Here is a 14,861-nt window from a genome sequence, read left to right on the forward strand (position 1 = left end):
TCTCGGCTCGCGTACTGGATTCGCCTCGGGGGACGGCGTCTATCGTGAACCGCATGGGACAAGCTGAGTGGGCACGTGACCTGGCCAAAGAGCTGCTGGAGCAGCCGTTGCCGCGCCGGTGGGCGCACACGCAAGGGGTGGCCGCGCGTGCCGAGTCGCTGGCGCCGATCCTCGGTCAGGAGTCCGACCTGCTGACCGCTTCGGCCTGGTTGCATGACATCGGGTACGCGCCGCCGCTGGTCGACACCGGGTTCCATCCGCTCGACGGTGCCCGTTACCTGCGCGAGGTGCACCAGGCCGATGACAAGCTCGTCCGGCTGGTGGCGCATCACTCGTGCGCGGTCTATGAGGCCACCGAACGCGGCCTGCTGGATGTGCTGAACGAGGAGTTCGACCAGGAGCGTCCGGAGCTGGTGGAGGCACTGACCTACTGCGACATGACCACCAGCCCGGACGGGCTTCCCCTGGAGGTCGATGTGCGGTTGGCGGAGATCCATTCCCGGTACGGTCCCGAGCATCTGGTGAGCAGATCGATCACCAACGCGACGCCGTGCATCACCTCGGCGGTATGGGCGGTTCAGGTCGCGCTAGCCGATGTACGGTCCGGTGGTGCCGGCTAGATAGTGGCCGATCCGCAGGCGCATCGAACGGTCCATGGTCAGTGAGTCGACCTTCTCGCGCGGTACCCATCGCACTTCGCGGGACTCGTCGCTCGGCGTTGGTTCGCCGGAGATCGGGCGGCCGGTGAGCACGATGGAGAACTCCTGTCGGGCTTCGCCGTCGCTGGTGTAGAGGATGACGTGTTTGGGGTCGGTGTAGGTGCCAACGATGCCGGTGATCTCGCACGTGATGCCGGTCTCTTCCAACGTCTCGCGGATGGCCGCGGCCGGGAGGGATTCGCCGAGGTCGATGGCTCCGCCGGGGACGGCCCAGTTGTCGTTGTCGGTGCGGTGGATCATCAGGATGTCCCCGGCGTCGTTGGTGACGACGACGTTGACCGAGGGAACGAGGCTGTTGGGTGCGGGCGCGGAGGGGTCGTCGTAGAAGTCGATCCGGCGGGCCATGGGTCAGGACTCTACCGGCGTGGCTCCGGCCCAGACGGCTTCGAAGCTGTCGAGGTAGGTCGACACCATGCCGCCGCCCACCACCTTGCGCAGGTGCAGGACGGGTGCGTCTCCGGCGGGCATGCCGTACAGGTGGGTGTTGGCCAGAAGCTGGTCGTCGCCGCGGTAGATGGAGTTGTACAGCACCGTGCGATGCAGCCGGATCTCCACGCCTTCGACCTGGCGCAACGGCCGGTACAGCACCAGCGACATCCTGATCTGCGCGGCCATACCGTCGCCGATGCCCTCGTCGGCGCCGCGCTGGGCGACCTCGGGTGAGTCGGGGTCGCCGAGCAGGATGCGCACCCGTACGCCCGCCTTGGCCTTGTCGGCGAACAGGCGCATGAGGCCGGTGTCCTGGGAGATGAAGGTGCCGCTGTAGACCAGCACGCCGATCTCTTCTCTGGCGGCGGAGAACAGACGTCCCCAGGCGTCCCGGGGTACGGCCCAGCGGTGCGGGTAGACGGTGACGATCTCGGTCTCGGAGACCGCGGCGGCCTGTTTTGGCGTCAGCGCGTTGGGCCAGAGGTAGGCCTCTTCGGCGTCGAGGTACTTGGCGACGGCGAAGCGGTGCTTGCGGTAGGGGGTGCGGCTTTGGGTGATCCACCGCTCCACGGTCTTGGCGTCCACCTCGATGGCCTCGGCCAACTCGGCGATCGTCGTTCCCCGCTCCAGCAATGCCGTGCGCAACCGCTCGTTCGCCATCTCACCTGCCCGTAAGAAGGGACGTCCAGGGACGTGGCAATCGTAGACCGGACGTCCTGAACATGTCCCATCCTGTAGTGATCTCGTCCCGCCTCTCTGCCGCACTCTCGATATCGCAAGGCAGCAACAGCAGCGATCGAGAGGAGAGACACAGTGATCAACGACATTCGGCCGATCGACGAGACGCCCACCTGCGTGTGCGGCGCGGCCCTGGAGGAGGGGCGGATCGCCTGCCGCAAGTGCCTGGCCCGGGACCGGTGGATCCGGCGTCAGGGGCAGGCGGCCAAGCGCCGGTTGAGCAAGCGGCGCGGGCAGAGCAGGCGCCCGGCCGGCCGCCCGCGCAACCTCGCCGAGGCTGGGGTGAGCTGGACGTGACCACGATCCCGCTGATCATCGGCCTCGTCCTCGGGATGGCCGTACTGGTCGGCTACGTGCTCGTCATGGTCGGCATGCGCCAGGAGGATCGGCGGATGTCCTTGGGGGGCGTTCCCCCGACCCGGGCGGCGGGCCTGGCGCGGCGGGTCACCGGCTGCCATGTTCGCGGATGAGCGGCGAACTACTCGCGCTCGGCCAACTTTGACTCCACCCGTTCCAGGCGCTGCGACAGATCCCGCAGCGTGGCCCGCATCTCGGCCAACTCCTCCGCGGCCGGCGGCAGGGCCGGGGCGGCGGCGTCGCGGACGAAGACGCCCTTACCCTGCTGGCCGATGACCAGCCCTTCGTTTCGTAGCACCCCGACGGCGAGTTTCACCACGCTCAGCGACGCCTCGTACGTCGTCGCGAGCTGAGTGGTGGACGGCAGCGGATTTCCGGGCTCCAAGGTGCCGCGCCGGATCTGCTCGCGCAGGTCGTCGGCGATCTGCAGATAACCGGGTCGTCCGGTGTTCTTGACCATCGCCCCTCTTCTGTCGCCTGCCTGTTTTAATCCACCGTCTTAGCTGGCCCGACTAGGCCAACTTGGCCTACCGAGCTTACTGGTTCAGCACAAAGGCACGCCATTGACACCCATGGCAACTAGGCTGACTATGTTGTCCTAGCCAAATAAGGAGGTATATCCATGCGCAACATCCCGATCCCCGTCGATGTCCACCGACTCCGCTTCACCTGCGTCAAGGCCGCCCGTCCCCGCGTGGTCGACCAGGACACCGGAAAGATCAAGACCGACAAGGAGGGCAACAAGATCTACGAATCCGTCCTGCTCGCCGAGGACGAGTTGGGCCGGATCGAACTGGTCAAGGTCGGAACCTCCGGACAACCCCCGATCGCCCCCGGCCAGGACGTCGTACCGACCGCGATGGTCGGCTACGTGTGGGAGATCCCGCAGAACGGCGCCTCGCGATGGGGCATCAGCTACAAGGCCACCTCCATCGTCCCCGTCTCCGGCATCCCCGCAGGAGAGCAGGGTGCCTGACTCTCTGAGGCTCGCCCTCATCGTCCTGGCCTGCATCGCGGTCACTCTGTGGGCATGGCGGCGCTTTCACCGCCGGTCGTTCTGGCTGGTCGCCGCCTACCCACTCACCGCCCTCAGCGTCCGCGCCACCTGGCGCAAGGTCGCCCTCGGGTGCGGGCTGACGAAGAAGCGGGCGCGCTGGGCCTTCACCCTCACCCCCGGCGCCCTCGTCTCCACCGGCACCGTCAAGGTACGGCGCCGCTTTCGCCGGGTCGCCGTCGACACCAAACCCTGGATGTGGCTGCCCATGCCGACCCGGCACGGCTGGCGTGCCACCCTGCGCCTGCTGGAAGGTCAGATCCCCGATGACTACGCCCAGGCCGCCGAACGCCTCGCCCACTCCTGGGGTGTGCACGCCGTCCGCGTCTCCTCACCCCGCCCCGGACGCCTCGTCATCAACACCACCATCCGCGACCCCCTCGTCCAGGTCGACCGACTACCGCCCTCCACCGACCTGCTCAAAGTCGCCGTGGGACGGCTGGAGACCGGCAAACCCTGGGTGATCGACTTCCGTACCGTGCCGCACTGGATCAACGCCGGAGCCACCCAGTCCGGCAAGTCCAACCTCGCCAACGCCCTGCTCGTCGGCCTGGCCCCGCAACCGGTCGCCCTGGTCGGCTTCGACCTCAAAGGCGGCGTGGAGTTCACCCCCTACGCCGCACGCCTGTCCGCGCTGGCCACCGAGCGCGCCGAGTGCACCCGGCTGCTGGCCGACCTGATCGGCATGATGATCGACCGGATGGGCCTGTGTCGGATGACCGGCGCCCGCAACATCTGGCAGCTCCCCCCGGCGGTGCGCCCCGTTCCGGTCGTGGTGCTCGTCGACGAGCTGGCCGAGCTGTATCTGATGGCCGACAAGTCCGAGAAGGACGACATCGCCAGGACCTCCACCGCGCTGCTGCGCATCGGACAGCTCGGCCGCGCGTTCGGGATCTACCTGTTCTGCTCCGGCCAGCGCATCGGCTCCGACCTCGGCCCCGGCGTCACCGCACTGCGCGCCCAGTGCTCGGGACGCATCTGTCACCGGGTCAACGACCCCGAAACCGCGACCATGACCCTCGGCGACCTCGACCCCGCCGCCCTGGTCTCCGCCCGCGCGATCCCCGCCGAAACCCCCGGCGTCGCGATCGTCGCCTCCCAAGACGGCCAGTGGTATCGGGCGCGCTCCTTCTACGTCGCCGAGAACACCGCCGAACACGCCGCCAAGACCTACGCCCACCTCACCCCGTCCTGGGACGACATCACCGCCGCCCAACCGGTCGACGTCCCCGCCTGACCTTCCATACCCCCTGACTTCTGAAGGGAGGAACCATGACGCGAAACCTGCTCGCCGCCCTGCTCGACTCCGGACCGGTGATCGTCCTGGCCGCGATCGCCGGGGCCGGCTCGTTCACCCACATCCGCGACACCGCCACCGAACACGGACAGAGCGGCTGGATGGCCTGGGCCGTCGCCGTGTGCGTCGACCTCACCTGTGTCATGGCCGCCCGCGAACGCCAGCGCGACAAGAAGACCGGACGCGTCCGGGACGGCCTGGCCTCCTGGCCCACCCTCGTCCTCATCCTCGGCATCGTCCTGTCCCTGTCCGCCAACCTCCACCAAGCCGAAGCCTCCACCTGGGGCTGGATCACCGCCGCCACCCCGGCGGGCGCCTTCCTGATCGCCGTCTCCATGCTCGAACGCCGCGCCTCCGGCCCCCGTCCCAAGCCGTCCCCGGCCCCGTCCTCCGAGCCGGCCCCGGTGCCCGCGCTCGTCCCCGCCACCGAGGACGACAAGGACGACCAGGACCAAGCCGCGGACGGCCCGTCCTCGGAACTCGTCGACTACGCCCGCCGCGTGGCCACCGAGTACCAGAGCACCCAGGGCAAGCCGATCAGCCGCGACACCCTGCGCGCACGCCTGGGCGTGTCCAACCAACTCGCCTCCGACCTACTGCGCACCCTGCGCACCACCTCCGAGGCCGCCCGATGAAAGACGAGAGAGAAGGCACCATCACCACCGCGCACGACGGCGAGCAGGAGCCGCTTGCGCTGATCACGCCCAAGCGGTGGCGGTGCTGCGACTGCGGCGCCACCGGCCTCGACAGCCACGGCATCACCTGCGAGTCCTGCGACGGTCTCGGCTTCTGCTGAAACCGTCGGCGCCCCCGGCCTGGCCGTACATCCGCCAAGACGCCTGCCAGGTCGGAGGCCATCCCCCCTCACCCAACGAGTGAAAGGAGGAGACCATCTTGCCCACAACACGCCCCGACACGCACGCGATCGCAGGCATGATCACCCGCCTGAACGATCCGACGTACCCCCGCTGGGCCGCCCGACTCCGCGCCACCGGCGGCTGTCGCCAGCCCATCCACATGCGGGGCCGCGTCCTGCACGTCGACCGCGCCACCGGCCGGCTCCTGCACCGCTACACCACCGCCACCGAACCCGAGGATGTCCTGCACCTGCCGTGCAAAACCCGCCGCGCCTCCCGCTGCCCGGCCTGCGCCGAGGTCTACCGCGCCGACACCTACCAGCTGATCCGCGCTGGCCTGGTGGGCGGCAAGGGCGTCCCTTCCTCGGTCACCGCACACCCGTGCCTGTTCATCACCCTGACCGCCCCGTCATTCGGAGTCGTCCACACCCGGCGAGAGAAGAACGGCAAGACCCTGCCCTGCCACGCTCGCCGCGACGCGCAGACCTGCCCGCACGGACGCGTCATGTCCTGCACCACCCGACACGGCGCCGATGAGCCACGTCTGGGTGAGCCGCTGTGCCCGGACTGCTACGAGTACACGGGATCGGTGCTGTTCAACGCCGTCTCCCCGAAGCTCTGGCAGCGCTTCACCGACGCCCTGCGGCGACGCGTCGCCAAGACTGCCGGTCTGACCCTGCGGGAGCTCCGCGAGCGCTTGACGATCTCCTTCGCCAAAGTCGCCGAGTACCAGAAGCGCGGAGTCGTCCACTTCCACGCCGTCATCCGCCTCGACGGCCCCGAAGGTCCTGCTTCCCCACCTCCAGCCTGGGCCACGGCAGAGATGCTGACGCACGCCATACAACACGCCGTCCGAGCAGTGACCGTGACCGTTCCCGCAGCAGGCGACGAACCCGCGCGCACTCTGCGCTGGGGCCGACAGCTCGACGTCCGCCAGATCACCATGGACGGCGAACTCTCCGACCAGGCCGTGGCCGGCTACATCGCCAAGTACGCCACCAAAGCCGCCGAATGTGTCGGCACCCTGGACCGACGCATCAACCCCCTCGACGATCTGGCCGCCTTCAACCTCCGCGACCACCCTCGCCGCCTCATCGCCGAATGCCAGCGCCTAGGCGCCCTGGACGAGTTGGCCGACCTCCGTCTTCCTCATTGGGCCCACATGCTGGGATTTCGCGGCCACTTCTCCACCCGCTCCCGCCACTACTCCATCACCATCGGCTCCATCCGCGACGAACGCCGAGACTTTGCCCGCACCGAAGAGATCACCACCGGACGCCTGCCCCTCTTCGACGAGGACGCCGTCCTCGTGATCACCAACTGGGAGTACGCGGGCAAGGGGCTGTCGCTCGGTGACGCCCTCCTCGCCGCCGCGTTGACCGGTGTGCCTCTGGCCGATCCCGGACGGCATCCATGAAGACGCTCGATCACCTCTGGACGGTGGATGAGGTCGCCGCCTATCTCCGGGTACCGGCCGGAACCCTCTACCAATGGCGCTGCAGAAGGATCGGGCCGCCCGGCCGCCGAATCGGCAAGCACCTGCGCTACCTCCCCGAAGACGTACGCGCCTGGGTCCGGGAGCAGACATGACCGTCTACGACCGGTGGCACAAGACCCACCCCGATCCCGCAGAGACGAAGTGCTCTGAGCACAAGCGGGTGCCGACCGCCAAGCACGGACAGGGGGTGCGCTGGCAGGTTCGCTACCGGGACGAGAAGGGCGAGCAGCGCAAACGCAACTTCGAGAAGAAGGCTGACGCCGACCGCTTCGACGTGACGCGTCGTGCCGACGAACCGCGTGGTGAGTGGATTGATCCCAAGCTCGGCCAGACCAGATTCCAGGTGTACGCGGGGACGTGGCTGGCCTCTCGGCTGCACAAGCCCGGAACCTCGATGACCTACGAAGGGCACCTGAAGAACCACATCAACCCGGTGTTCGGCCTGGTTCCCCTAATCTCGATACGGCCTACTTCGGTGCAGAAGTGGGTGAAGGACCTGCACGTGAAAGGCCTGGCCCCGCGCACGGTCGAGACCATCTATGTGATCTTCTCCAGCATCATGCGCGGAGCCGTACGAGATGGCATGATCCGCCGCTCCCCCTGCGTCGACATCCGCCTGCCGGAGCCGGATAAGACCACGATCCGGCTCCTCTCCCCCACCGAGGTGCTCGCGCTCTACCAGGCCATGCGGCCCGACTACGCGCCGCTGATCCTCCTGGGCGCCGCGGCTGGTCTCCGGCAAGGAGAAGCGCTCGGTCTCGCCGTCGACCGGATCGACTTCGCCGAGGGCATGCTGACGGTGGACCAGCAGGTCGTGGTGATCGATCGGCGTCCGACGCTGGCTCCGCCGAAGACAAGAGCCTCTGTCCGCGACGTTCCCATCCCGGCCGTTCTCGCCCGTGCGCTGGCCGAGTTCATCGACAGGCACAAGCCTGAGGACGTGCTCTTCCGGACGACGCGCGGGAACCTGATCCGCCGCGACTACTTCAACGCCGACATCCTGAAGCCCGCGATCTTCTTAGCAGGGGTACCGGCGGACATGACGTTCCACGATCTTCGGCACACCTTCGCCAGTACGGCACTCGCCGAGGGCGTGCCCATCTCCGAGGTGTCCCGGTGGCTCGGGCACGAGTCCATCACCACGACCGTGGATCTCTACGGGCATCTGGTTCCCGAAGCGTCCGAACGGGCTCGCACGGCCCTGGACCATGCCTTCGCCGCGGCGGACGGGCTCATGTGAATGTGCCCTCATTGTGCCCTCCGGCTGCTTTGATCTTGCCCAGCAAAGGCTCCACCGCAGGTCAGAGGAGGAAAGGGCGGACGAGTCGGCCTGTAGGCCGGGTTTTGTCCTTCACTTGCGTGAAGGGGCGACCATCCATCTAGGGCCGACGTTGCCGGCGGCCTCAAGCGGTCTACCCGCGCGGCATCGGGCGGGCAGCCCTCAAGCGTCGCGCGCGGGACGCTCCGGAGAGCGCCCCTTCTTGACCTTGCTCCAGGTGGGGTTTACCGAGCCGCCCACGTCACCGTGGGCGCTGGTGGTCTCTTACACCACCGTTTCACCCTTACCTCGTCCTGGGACGAGGCGGTCTGTTCTCTGTGGCACTTTCCCGCGGGTCACCCCGGGTCGGCGTTACCGACCACCCTGCCCTGTGGAGCCCGGACCTTCCTCGGCGGGTCTCAGAAGAGACCCGACGCGGCCGCCCGGCCGGCTCGTCCGCCGTGTTCCAAGCCTAACGGCTCCCAAGTGGACTCCAACCGAGCGGCAAGTCGTCCGCGCTGAAATATGGATCAAGCAAGACGGACCGGACGAGCACCGGAGGAACCGATGAGAGCACCGACGACCGGCGAGACGACCGCTTCCGCACGCCGCGGGGACTCCGGCCACGGCGAAGGACGCAGTGGAGGGCGCGGCCATGGACGCGGCCATGGACGCGGTGGAGAACGAGTGGTGCTCCACCGCCCCCATGGCCGAGGTCTGTCGTGGACGTGAGACCGCAGGTTCAGCGCAGGTGCGAGGTGTCGTTGAACGCCTTCACCACCGCCGGGCCGTCGGCGTAGTACTCGATCAGGGACAGGGCTGACAGGTCGAGATGCATGCGGTACAGCGCACCGAGGGGAGCGAGCAGCGCGAACCGCAGCAGCATCTTGATCGGCGTGACGTGGGAGACGGCGAGGACCGCCTTGCCCTCGTAACGCTCGATCAGCATGTCCCCGGTCGCCTGGACCCGCCGCGCCGCCTCCCCGAAACTCTCCCCACCCGGCGGCGCGGCGGACGGGTCCGCCAGCCACGCGGCGAGTTCGTCGGGCCAGCGGCGCTGGATCTCCGTGAACGTGTGGCCTTCCCAGTCTCCGAAGTCGGTCTCCCGCAGCCCCTCCTCGACGAGGACCTCAAGCCCGACCCTGGCCGCGATGATCTCCGCGGTGGCGCGGGCGCGCCTGAGCGGCGAGCTGACGATCACCTGGATGTCGTACGGCTTCCCGGCGAGTTTCACCGCGGCGGCTTCGGCCTGGGCGACGCCGTTGGGCGTGAGCTCGGGGTCGCCGAGCCCGGAGAACCTGCGCTCGACGGAGAGGGGCGTCTCACCGTGCCGGAGCAGGTACAGCGAGGTCGCGACGGAGGTGGGCGAACGCCAGCCGGTGCCCGTACCCGTGGGGGTGGCCAGGCCCGCTCGCTCGCGCGTGGTGGTCCCGCCGCCGTCCCCGTCACCGCCGGAGTCACCGGCCACGAGGTCGCCGGCGTCGGGAGCGCCGTTGCCGAGGTCACCGGTGTCGAAGAGCAGCAGGTCCTCGGCGGGACGGGCGGGAGCGGTGCGGCCGGCGGGGGAACCGCTTTTGGAAGCAGCTCTTCCTGAGGCGCCGCTCTCGAGAGCACCACTGTCAGGGGCCCGGCCGGCGGAGACGCCGCTTTCCGAGGTTCGGCTTCCGGAGACGCCGCTTCCGGAAACCCGGCCGCCGGGCGCTTCCGCGGCGGCGGAGGAACCGGAGAGGGTCCAGGCGCGGCCCTTGGCGGCGGCGTCCATGGCCTCGTTGGCCAGGCGGTCGGCGTCCTTGTTCTTCTCGCGGGGAATCCAGCGCCAGGTCACCTTGAGGCGCCTGGCGAGGGCCGCGGCCTCCAGGGCGAGCGGGCGCAGGCCCTCGTTCTTGATCTTCCAGCGGCCGGCCATCTGCTCGACGACCAGCTTGGAGTCCATCCTGACCTCGACCTTCGCGCCGTCGCCGGCGAGAGAGAGGAGGGAGGTCAGGCCCGCGATGAGCCCGCGGTACTCGGCGACGTTGTTGGTCTGGGTGCCGATCGACGCGGCTGTCTCGACCAGCACCTGGCCGTCGGCGGCGTCCTTGACGACGGCGCCGTAGCCCGCCGGGCCCGGGTTGCCCCGCGAGCCGCCGTCGGCCTCGATGACGTACGAGGTCACGGAGCTCACAGGGCTCACAGACCGGACTCGGCGGTACGGACGAGGATCCGGCGGCACTCCTCGCAGCGGATGACCTCGTCGTGGGAGGCGGCCTTGATGCGGTTGATCTCGGCGATGGACAGGCTCGTGCGGCAGCCGAGGCAGCGGGCTCCCTGGAGCATCGCGGCGCCCACCCCGAACTGCTCCTTGAGCTTCCCGTAGAGGGCGAGCAGGTCGGCGGGGATGTCCTCGGCGACCCCGGCGCGCTTGCCCTGGAGCTCGTCCCTCTCCTTGTCGATCTCGGCGAAGGCCGCGTCCCTGCGGTCCTCGGCGGTGCCGCGGGTGCCCGCGAGCTCGTCGCGCTCGGCCACGAGCCTGGCGACCTGCCCGTCGGCCGCCTCGCGGCGCTCCATGATCTCCAGCACGACCTCTTCCAGATCGCCCTGCCTGCGCTTCAGGGAGACGATCTCGGACTGGAGGCTGGCCAGGTCCTTGGGGGAGGACACCTGGCCGGAGTCGAGGCGCTTCTGGTCGCGCTCGGCACGGGTGCGGACGGAGTCGACGTCGGCCTCGGCCTTGCTCTGCTCGCGGGCGAGGTCGCCGGACTCGGTCTCGGCGGCGATCACCTGGGTGGCGATGCGGGCGATGCGCCCGGAGAGCTCGTCGATCTGTGCCAGCTCGGGCAGGGTGCGGCGGCGATGGGCCAGCCGGTCGATGGCGGAGTCGAGTTCGGCCAGGTCAAGCAGACGCTTCTGGGCCGCAGGGGCTGCTTTCACGTGAAATCCTCGCACTTTGCTGTTGTGTTCCAGGCGTCCGTGACCGTCTCGGATACGCGCGTCTCAACAGTAATCCCCCTGGCGGCCGACGCGGACGCGAGATGGTGTGCCGCGTCGGCGAGCCAGGGCCATTCGGTGGCCCAGTGGGCCGCGTCGATCAGCGCGGGACCACCGGAGGCCTCCATGAACTCGCTGGCCGGGTGGTGGCGCAGATCGGCGGTGAGGAAGACGTCCACCCCGGCGGCGCGGGCCGTCCCGAGGAGGGAGTCTCCCGATCCCCCGCTGACCGCGATCCGCTGGACGGGGCGGCCGGGGTCTCCGGCGACCCGCAGGCCGCCCGCCGTGGCGGGGAGCCCGCGGGCGGCCAGCCGGGCGAAGTCGGCGAGGGAGACGGGGGCCGGCAACGAGCCGACGCGGCCCAGGCCGCGCCGGGGGTCGTCGGCGGCGGGACTGAGGGGGACGAGCGGGCCGGTCAGGCCGACGGCGCGGGCGAGCGCGTCGGAGACGCCGGGGTCGGCGACGTCGGCGTTGGTGTGGGCGGTGAAGAGCCCGATGTCGTTCTTGATCAGCGTGTGGACCAGCCGGCCCTTGAAGGTGGTGGCCGCGACGCTCGTGGTGCCGCGCAGGTAGAGGGGGTGGTGGGTGACGACGAGGTCGGCGCCCCAGTCGAGGGCCTCCTCGGCGACGACGGCCACCGGGTCGACCGCGAACAGGATCCTGCGCACCTCGGCGGAGGGATCTCCGCAGACGAGCCCGACCGCGTCCCACGACTCCGCCCATCTCGGGTCGTAACGGGACTCCAGCTCTGTGACGATGTCGGCAAGCGTAGGCACGTGCGCAGACTATCGGCCTTCCCCGGAGGGCTCGTCACGGTGGCTTCCGTACCGGCGTTCGCAGCGACCTCCGCACCGGTTCCCGCACCGGCGTCCTGCGGCTTCCACAGTGGCCTCCCCGGCGGCTTTCCCTGCGCGGGTAGATCGCCTAGCGTAAGTGGACACTGACACCCGGAGGGCGTGCGCATGAGGCCTAATGTCGCGATCATCGGTGCCGGATTCGGCGGGCTGTGCATGGCCATCCGGCTGGAGAAGGCCGGCGTCCGCTCGTACACGATCTTCGAGAAGGGGGCCGACGTCGGGGGAACCTGGCGCGACAACACCTATCCGGGGGCGGGCTGTGACATCCCCTCGCACCTGTACTCCTTCTCCTTCGAGAGATACTCCAGCTGGACGCGCCGCTATCCCGAGCAGCCGGAGATCCTGCGCTACCTGGAGGGATGCGTCGACAAGTACGGCCTGCGCCCCAGGATCCGGCTGAACACCGCGGTCACCGCCGCCACCTTCGACGAGTCGCTGGGCAAATGGCGGGTCCGTACGACGGCCGGGGAGGAACTGTTCGACGTGGTGGTGTCGGCCGTGGGACAACTGAACCGGCCCCAATTACCCGACATTCCGGGAATGTCGTCATTCAACGGAGCGGCCTTCCACTCCGCGCGCTGGGACCACTCCGTCGACCTGGCGGGCAGGCGGGTGGCCGTGATCGGGAACGGGTCGTCGGCGGCGCAGCTCATCCCGAGGGTGGCCGAGGTGGCCGGGCACCTGGACGTCTTCCAGCGGACCCCCAACTGGGTGATCCCCAAGCCGGACGCCGTCTTCGGACCCCGTGCGCGGACGGCCTTCCGCCTCGCGCCGTTCCTGCAGCGCGCCTACCGCGAGTGGCTCTACCGGTACACGGAGAACACCCTCTACCCGGCCCTGGCCGGAGGCTGGAGCACGGGCCTGCTGCGCAAGCGGGCCCTGGGGCACCTGCGCGAGCAGGTTCCCGACCCGCTGCTGCGGGCCAAGCTGACCCCCCGCTACCCGGTCGGCTGCAAGCGGGTCGTCATCGACAGCGGTTTCTATCCCGCGCTGACCCGCCCCGACGTGGACGTCGTCACCGACGGGATCACCCGGATCGTCCCCGGCGGCGTGGAGACCACCGCCGGACTCCGCGAGGCCGACGTCATCGTCTATGCGACCGGCTTCGAGACCACCGGCTTCCTGGCCCCCGTCCAGGTCACCGGGCGCGGGGGACGGCGGCTGGCCAAGGAGTGGAAGGACGGCGCGGAGGCGTACCTGGGCATCGCCGTGCCGCACTTCCCCAACCTGTTCCTGCTGTACGGCCCCAACACCAACCTCGGTCACAACTCGATCGTCTTCATGATCGAATGCCAGGTCCGGTACGTCATGGGCTGCCTGCCGCACCTGGCCTCGCGCGGGCCGATGGAGGTCCGGCCCGAGGCGATGGCCACCTGGCGGCGGAGCCTCGACCGGGCCATGGAGGGCATGGTCTGGCAGGCGGGCTGCACGAGCTGGTACAAGAACGCGTCCGGCCGGGTGACCGGCAACTGGCCGGGCACCGCGACCACCTACCGCCGCATCACCAGGGCCCCGCGTCCGGAGGCCTTCCGCTTCGCGCGCTGACCCCGCCCCCGCCGGAAAGCCGACCCGCCTCCGCCGGAAAGACGCGCGCGGGTCCACACCCTCGTAGAAGGGACCCTCGTACGGAAGCCGGGGGAGCCGAGGCGGCGCGGAAGCACGCGACGGGCCGGGGTGCCGGTACGGTCGTGGCGAACGAGAGCCGTCCGCGCAGAAGGGCCCGCCCGTGTCCGCCGACCTCCACAGCGACTCCGTGGTCGCCGATACCCACAACGACCTGCTGATGGCCGTCACCGCCAGGCCCCCGCACCGGTGGGCGTCCTTCTTCCGCGATCGCTGGCTGCCCCAGCTGCGCGAGGGAGGGGTGAACCTCCAGGTGCTGCCGGTCTTCATCGACGGCCAGTACCGTCCCGAGGGCGCGCTCCGGCAGACCCTTCGCATGATCGAGTGCGCGCACGTGCTGGCCGAGGGGAACGCCGACGCCGTACGCCTCTGCCTGGACGGGACGCAGATCGACGAGGCGCTCGCCGAGGGCAGGATCGCCCTGGTCCTGGCGCTGGAGAGCATGCCGGGCCTGGACGCCGCCGTCGAGCTGGTGCCGACACTGCACCGGCTCGGCGTCCGGGTCGCCTCGATCGCGCACTGGGGCCGTACGGCGCTGGCCGACGGCAGCGGCGAGGACGCCACCGGCAGCAGGCTCACCGCGGCGGGGGTGGAGACGGTACGGGAGATGGAACGGCTCGGCATGATCTTCGACGTCTCCCACCTGGGCGCCTCCGGGGTGGAGCACGTGCTGGAGCTGGCGACCCGGCCGGTGATGGCCACCCACTCCTCGGCCCGCGCGCTGCGCGACCACCACCGCAACCTCACCGACGACCAGATCCGCGCGGTCACCGCGACCGGGGGCGTGGTGTGCGTCAACTTCCTGGCGGCCTTCCTCTCGGAGGATCCGGCCGAGTACACCGTGGACCGGCTGGTGGACCACATCGCGCACATCGCGAGCGTCGGCGGCATCGACCACGTGGGACTCGGCCCCGACTTCGTCCGCGAGGTCATGCACGACGTGACTCCCCCGTGCTGCGAGATGGACTACGACGTCGATCCCCTCGCGGCCCTGCCGGGACTGTCGGGTCCGAGCGGGTTGCCCCTGGTCACCGACGCCCTGCTCAAGCACGGCTTCGCCGACGAGGAGATCGTGAAGATCATCGGAGGGAACGTGCACCGGCTGTTCCGCGCCCAGCTGGGCAGGCCCGCTTGAACGAGCCCGGCGGGGGGCACCACCGGAGGGGACCGGATGACGACCTCGGCCGGTACGGATGGCTCGGGCGCC

The 14,861-nt window shown here is 69.6% G+C and carries 18 protein-coding genes and 1 other RNA gene; 12 read left to right on the forward strand and 7 right to left on the reverse strand.

Going from position 1 to position 14,861, the window contains the following annotated elements; translation table 11 throughout:
• The first annotated feature begins 53 nt into the window (after positions 1–53).
• Entirely contained in the window at positions 54–620 is a 567-nt protein-coding gene (locus tag ACTOQ3_RS34230) for an HD domain-containing protein (RefSeq protein ID WP_440087623.1), read from the forward strand.
• Here ACTOQ3_RS34230 and ACTOQ3_RS34235 read toward each other — a convergent pair.
• Both ACTOQ3_RS34235 and ACTOQ3_RS34240 read right to left on the reverse strand, forming a co-directional pair.
• Positions 588–1,064, reverse strand: a complete 477-nt coding sequence (locus ACTOQ3_RS34235; protein ID WP_440087624.1) for an NUDIX hydrolase — start codon at positions 1,062–1,064, stop codon at positions 588–590. The two genes, ACTOQ3_RS34230 and ACTOQ3_RS34235, sit on opposite strands and share 33 nt — an antisense overlap.
• A 3-nt stretch (positions 1,065–1,067) precedes the next feature.
• A complete protein-coding gene (locus ACTOQ3_RS34240) occupies positions 1,068–1,808 on the reverse strand; it encodes an XRE family transcriptional regulator (protein ID WP_440087625.1) in 741 nt (246 codons plus the stop codon).
• Between the two features lie 153 nt (positions 1,809–1,961).
• Here ACTOQ3_RS34240 and ACTOQ3_RS34245 point away from each other — a divergent pair, with 153 nt between their 5' ends.
• Together ACTOQ3_RS34245 and ACTOQ3_RS34250 are read left to right on the forward strand one after the other, a co-directional pair.
• Positions 1,962–2,183, forward strand: coding sequence for a hypothetical protein (locus ACTOQ3_RS34245; RefSeq protein ID WP_440087626.1), 222 nt, complete (start codon positions 1,962–1,964; stop codon positions 2,181–2,183).
• Complete coding sequence (locus ACTOQ3_RS34250) at positions 2,180–2,356, forward strand: hypothetical protein (protein ID WP_440087627.1); 177 nt, start codon at positions 2,180–2,182, stop codon at positions 2,354–2,356. The genes ACTOQ3_RS34245 and ACTOQ3_RS34250 overlap by 4 nt, the downstream gene beginning before the upstream one ends.
• An 8-nt stretch (positions 2,357–2,364) precedes the next feature.
• Here the strand turns inward: ACTOQ3_RS34250 and ACTOQ3_RS34255 are convergent, their stop codons facing one another.
• Positions 2,365–2,703: a winged helix-turn-helix domain-containing protein gene (locus tag ACTOQ3_RS34255; protein WP_440087628.1), complete on the reverse strand. Its 339-nt coding sequence runs from the start codon at positions 2,701–2,703 to the stop codon at positions 2,365–2,367.
• Between the two features lie 162 nt (positions 2,704–2,865).
• Between ACTOQ3_RS34255 and ACTOQ3_RS34260 the strand changes: the two genes are divergently transcribed.
• The 7 genes from ACTOQ3_RS34260 (at position 2,866) to ACTOQ3_RS34290 (ending at position 8,189) form a co-directional block, all read left to right on the forward strand.
• Complete coding sequence (locus ACTOQ3_RS34260; RefSeq protein WP_362899569.1) at positions 2,866–3,219, forward strand: SCO3933 family regulatory protein; 354 nt, start codon at positions 2,866–2,868, stop codon at positions 3,217–3,219.
• Positions 3,212–4,534, forward strand: a complete 1,323-nt coding sequence (locus tag ACTOQ3_RS34265; RefSeq protein ID WP_440087629.1) for an FtsK/SpoIIIE domain-containing protein — start codon at positions 3,212–3,214, stop codon at positions 4,532–4,534. Before ACTOQ3_RS34260 ends, ACTOQ3_RS34265 begins: the two co-directional genes overlap by 8 nt.
• A gap of 35 nt (positions 4,535–4,569) precedes the next feature.
• Positions 4,570–5,229 carry a DUF2637 domain-containing protein gene (locus tag ACTOQ3_RS34270; RefSeq protein WP_440087630.1) on the forward strand — a complete coding sequence of 220 codons (660 nt, stop codon included), beginning with the start codon at positions 4,570–4,572 and terminating at the stop codon, positions 5,227–5,229.
• A complete protein-coding gene (locus tag ACTOQ3_RS34275) occupies positions 5,226–5,390 on the forward strand; it encodes a hypothetical protein (RefSeq protein ID WP_440087631.1) in 165 nt (54 codons plus the stop codon). The genes ACTOQ3_RS34270 and ACTOQ3_RS34275 overlap by 4 nt, the downstream gene beginning before the upstream one ends.
• A gap of 98 nt (positions 5,391–5,488) precedes the next feature.
• The gene (locus ACTOQ3_RS34280) at positions 5,489–6,868 is read left to right on the forward strand and encodes a replication initiator (RefSeq protein ID WP_440087632.1); all 1,380 of its coding nucleotides are present in this window, start codon (positions 5,489–5,491) and stop codon (positions 6,866–6,868) included.
• Positions 6,865–7,041 carry a helix-turn-helix domain-containing protein gene (locus ACTOQ3_RS34285; RefSeq protein WP_386207936.1) on the forward strand — a complete coding sequence of 59 codons (177 nt, stop codon included), beginning with the start codon at positions 6,865–6,867 and terminating at the stop codon, positions 7,039–7,041. Before ACTOQ3_RS34280 ends, ACTOQ3_RS34285 begins: the two co-directional genes overlap by 4 nt.
• Complete coding sequence (locus ACTOQ3_RS34290; RefSeq protein WP_440087633.1) at positions 7,038–8,189, forward strand: tyrosine-type recombinase/integrase; 1,152 nt, start codon at positions 7,038–7,040, stop codon at positions 8,187–8,189. Before ACTOQ3_RS34285 ends, ACTOQ3_RS34290 begins: the two co-directional genes overlap by 4 nt.
• A gap of 77 nt (positions 8,190–8,266) precedes the next feature.
• Here ACTOQ3_RS34290 and rnpB read toward each other — a convergent pair.
• The 4 genes from rnpB to ACTOQ3_RS34310 form a co-directional block, all read right to left on the reverse strand.
• Positions 8,267–8,662, reverse strand: an RNA gene (rnpB, locus tag ACTOQ3_RS34295) — RNase P RNA component class A.
• Positions 8,663–8,949: 287 nt separating this feature from the next.
• Entirely contained in the window at positions 8,950–10,362 is a 1,413-nt protein-coding gene (locus ACTOQ3_RS34300; protein ID WP_440087701.1) for a bifunctional RNase H/acid phosphatase, read from the reverse strand.
• Between the two features lie 14 nt (positions 10,363–10,376).
• On the reverse strand, positions 10,377–11,117 hold the full coding sequence (locus tag ACTOQ3_RS34305) for a zinc ribbon domain-containing protein (RefSeq protein ID WP_440087634.1): 741 nt from the start codon (positions 11,115–11,117) through the stop codon (positions 10,377–10,379).
• Positions 11,114–11,950, reverse strand: a complete 837-nt coding sequence (locus tag ACTOQ3_RS34310; protein ID WP_440087635.1) for a Nif3-like dinuclear metal center hexameric protein — start codon at positions 11,948–11,950, stop codon at positions 11,114–11,116. The genes ACTOQ3_RS34305 and ACTOQ3_RS34310 overlap by 4 nt, the downstream gene beginning before the upstream one ends.
• A gap of 186 nt (positions 11,951–12,136) precedes the next feature.
• Here ACTOQ3_RS34310 and ACTOQ3_RS34315 point away from each other — a divergent pair, with 186 nt between their 5' ends.
• Complete coding sequence (locus ACTOQ3_RS34315; RefSeq protein ID WP_440087636.1) at positions 12,137–13,576, forward strand: flavin-containing monooxygenase; 1,440 nt, start codon at positions 12,137–12,139, stop codon at positions 13,574–13,576.
• A 181-nt stretch (positions 13,577–13,757) separates the two neighbouring features.
• Entirely contained in the window at positions 13,758–14,789 is a 1,032-nt protein-coding gene (locus tag ACTOQ3_RS34320; RefSeq protein WP_440087637.1) for a dipeptidase, read from the forward strand.
• The last annotated feature ends 72 nt before the right edge of the window (positions 14,790–14,861 follow it).

Origin of the sequence: Streptosporangium sp. LJ11 (genome assembly GCF_051918945.1) — a bacterium.
Taxonomy (GTDB): Bacteria; Actinomycetota; Actinomycetes; order Streptosporangiales; family Streptosporangiaceae; genus Streptosporangium.